Below are 3,474 nucleotides of genomic sequence, written 5' to 3'. Positions count from 1 at the left end.
CCCGCCATCATCGGCGGCTCCTACATGCTCTTCTTGGCCGTCTTCGGGATGGTCTTCGGATCTCTGGTCGACCGGCACCGCAAGAAACCGATCATGGTGGTGTCGAGCGTCGTCACCCTGCTCGCGTTCGCGCTCTCCGGCGGGGTCTATGTCCTCTTCGGTGAGGAGGGCGTCTCGCAGTGGCAACAGCCCGGCTTCTGGATCTTCGTCACGGTCATCCTCACCGGTGCCGTGGTCGAGAGCCTACGCAACATCGCCCTGTCGACGACCGTCACCCTGCTCGTTCCCGAGGATGAGCGCGACAAGGCCAATGGCCTGGTCGGCACGGTGCAGGGCGTCGCCTTCATGGTCACCAGCGTCTTCTCCGGCCTGTCGATCGGTCTGCTCGGCATGGGTTGGACGCTCGTCATCGCGATCGCGCTCACCGGGATCTCGCTGGCCCACCTGCTCGTCATCCCGATCCCGGAGGTGCAGCCGCACCTCGAGGAGGGCGAAAAGAGGCCGACCTTCGACATCGCCGGGGCAATGACGGCGATCCGCGCGGTCCCCGGTCTGCTCGCGCTGATCCTCTTCGCGACCTTCAACAACTTGGTCGGGGGCGTCTTCATGGCGCTCATGGATCCCTATGGACTCGAGCTCTTCGACGTCAAGGTGTGGGGTGTCGTGCTCGGAGTGACCAGTCTCGGCTTCATCATCGGCGGTGGGCTCGTGGCCAAGTTCGGGCTCGGGGCACGGCCCCTACGCACCCTGCTGCTGGTCAATGTCGGCGTGGCCGTGGTCGGGATGCTCTTCACGATCCGTGAGGCGCAGTGGCTCTATGTCCTGGGCATCCTCGTCTTCATGGCCCTCACGCCGGCGGCCGAGGCGGCCGAGCAGACCTTGCTGCAGAAGGTCGTGCCGTTCCGGTCCCAGGGACGCGTCTTCGGCTTCCAGCAGTCGGTCGAGATGGGCTCGGCCCCGGTGTCGGCCTTCCTCATCGGCCCGGTCGCGCAGTACTGGTTGATCCCCTACATGCGCACCGAGGACGGCCAGGACCGGTGGGCCTGGCTCCTCGGCCGCGGCGACACTCGGGGCATTGCTCTGGTCTTCTTCGTCGCGGGCTTCGTCATGCTCATCGCCGTGCTGCTCGCCTTCGTGTCCAGGCCCTACCGCCAGCTCACGGCGGCCTACGAGAAGTGACCTCTCGTTGTGTCCGCGTCCCCCGCGCCCATGGCGACGCTTGACGCGGACGCAACGGCCTAGGGTTTCGCCATGCCCGAAGGCCACACCCTGCATCGGCTCGCCGGCGCCCTCGATCGCGCGTTCGCCGGCACTCGGCCCGCCGTCTCATCCCCCCAAGGGCGCTTCGCCGACGGGGCAACGCTCCTCGACGGTCTGCTCTGCGTGCGCGCCGACGCGTGGGGGAAGCACCTCTTCGTCACCTTCGAGGGCGAGCGCATCCTCAATGTGCACCTGGGCCTGATCGGCGTCTTCGACGTCCTTCGGTATGCCGCGGGCCCCGGTTCCGGTGCCCTCCCCCCTCCGCCGGTGGGCGCGGTCCGGGTGCGTCTGGTCAACGAGGAATGGGTCGCCGACCTGCGCGGCGCCACCGTCGTGGACCTCATCTCGCCCGAGCAGCAGGCCGCCATCGTCGCCCGCCTCGGCCCCGACCCGCTGCGGGCCGGCGAGCCGGGGCATGACACCGCACACTCACTGGCCAAGCTCGCCCGCACCGACCGACCGGTCGCCGAGTTGCTCATGGACCAGTCGGTGCTCGCCGGCGTCGGCAATGTGTATCGCTGCGAGCTGCTGTGGAAGCACCGGATCGACCCCTTCACGCCCGGCCGCAAGGTCAAGAAGCGCACCTGGCAGACGATCTGGGACGACCTGGTCGACCTCATGCCGATCGGCGTCGCCTTCGGCCAGATCATCACGCTCGACGAGCAGGTCGCCGAGGCCAAGGCGTTCCTGGCGCAGCGTGCGGAAGCCGGCGACGCCGCATACCTCGTGGATTGGCAGGGCGGCACCGAAGGTGAGCGCGGGCGGGTGCCCGCCGGACAACGGCCACCCGCCTATGAGCAGGTCAGTCCGTTCCCGCGGGAGTATGCCGTCTACAAGCGCCAGGGCGAGCCATGTCCGGTGTGCGGCAGCCGAATTCGCACGCAGGTGCTCGCCGGGCGCAACCTCTTCTGGTGCGGCCGCTGCCAGCGGCGGCACTGACCTTGGGTTTCACCCGCGCCGAGCTCGAGGCACACCGTGACGAGGTCGTGCCCGACCTCATCGGGCCCGGTTGCCGACTGCTCTTCGTCGGCATCAACCCCGGCCTGTGGACCGCTGCCATGCAGACCCACTTCGCGCATCCCGGCAATCGCTTCTATCCGGCGCTGCTCGAGGCCGGGATCATCGAGGCACCGATCGATCCGGCGGCCGGCATGACCGACGCCGATCGCGCCGCCGTCCTGGCGCGCGGACTCGGCATCACCAACCTCGTGCCGCGCGCGACGGCCCGCGCCGACGAACTCTCCGCGCAGGAACTCCGCACCGGCGGCGAGCGTCTGGTCGCGACCGTCCGACGCTGGGAGCCGCGGGTGGTCGCGGTCGCCGGCATCACGGCATACCGGACGGCGTTCGGCGAGCGGAAGGCGACCATGGGGCGCCAGCCGACCGATCTGGGCGGCGTCGAGCTCTGGGTGGTGCCGAACCCCAGCGGCCTCAACGCCCACGAGACGGTCTCCTCCCTCGCGCAGGCGTATGCCGCGCCCGCCCGCGCCGCCGGCGTGCTCCCCTGACCGACCCACTCCCCCTACCCACCCCCTTGCGTCCGGCACGTGGACGGCATACCAACCACCGTGCCGGACACAAGGCAGAGGTATGCCGTGAGCGAACATGAGTGCTCGCCACTCACCTCGCGGAACACGCACAAGGCGGCTGGCGTTGGTGCCTTCGAGACGCTGCGTGGAAATCCCGGGGGCACCCTCAGGCTGCGCGGCTACAGTTCTAGGACTACCGAAGGTCAGGAGTCATGTCCATGTTCGAACGGTTCACCGACCGGGCTCGCCGGGTGGTCGTGCTTGCGCAGGAAGAGGCGCGCATGCTCAACCACAATTACATCGGCACGGAGCACATCCTCCTCGGCCTCATCCACGAGGGCGAGGGTGTCGCCAGCAAGGCGCTGGAGCAGCTCGGGGTCAGCCTCGACGCCGTGCGCGAGCAGGTGCAGGAGATCATCGGCCAGGGCCAGCAGGCCCCGACCGGTCACATCCCCTTCACGCCGCGCGCCAAGAAGGTGCTCGAGCTCTCCCTGCGCGAGGCGCTGCAGCTCGGCCACAATTACATCGGGACCGAGCACATCCTGCTCGGCCTCATCCGCGAGGGCGAGGGTGTCGCCGCCCAGGTCCTCGTCAAGCTCGGCGCCGACCTGGCGCGCGTCCGCCAGACGGTCATCCAACTGATCTCCGGCTACCAGGGCGGCAAGGAGGCCGCCGGCGCGACCGC

The 3,474-nt window shown here is 69.0% G+C and carries 4 protein-coding genes; all 4 read left to right on the top strand.

The genetic code is table 11. From position 1 onward, the window contains the following. A partial coding sequence (locus BN10_RS11425) for an MFS transporter (protein ID WP_156917383.1) occupies positions 1–1,179 on the top strand: 1,179 nt, incomplete at its 5' end. A 72-nt stretch (positions 1,180–1,251) separates the two neighbouring features. Beyond that, on the top strand, positions 1,252–2,199 hold the full coding sequence (locus tag BN10_RS11420; RefSeq protein WP_010851404.1) for an Fpg/Nei family DNA glycosylase: 948 nt from the start codon (positions 1,252–1,254) through the stop codon (positions 2,197–2,199). Next, positions 2,172–2,768 carry a mismatch-specific DNA-glycosylase gene (locus BN10_RS11415; protein WP_010851403.1) on the top strand — a complete coding sequence of 199 codons (597 nt, stop codon included), beginning with the start codon at positions 2,172–2,174 and terminating at the stop codon, positions 2,766–2,768. Before BN10_RS11420 ends, BN10_RS11415 begins: the two co-directional genes overlap by 28 nt. A 239-nt stretch (positions 2,769–3,007) precedes the next feature. Beyond that, a partial coding sequence (locus BN10_RS11410) for a Clp protease N-terminal domain-containing protein (protein ID WP_324603526.1) occupies positions 3,008–3,474 on the top strand: 467 nt, incomplete at its 3' end.

The sequence above is a fragment of the Phycicoccus elongatus Lp2 genome, from assembly GCF_000367525.1.
GTDB classification, from domain to species: Bacteria; Actinomycetota; Actinomycetes; order Actinomycetales; family Dermatophilaceae; genus Phycicoccus_A; species Phycicoccus_A elongatus.
This window is presented reverse-complemented; position numbering and strand designations above follow the sequence as displayed.

Coding starts and splice junctions, on each gene's coding strand:
- BN10_RS11420 (WP_010851404.1), top strand. CDS start 1,252: ATGCCCGAAGGCCACACCCTGCATCGGCTCGCCGGCGCCCTCGATCGC.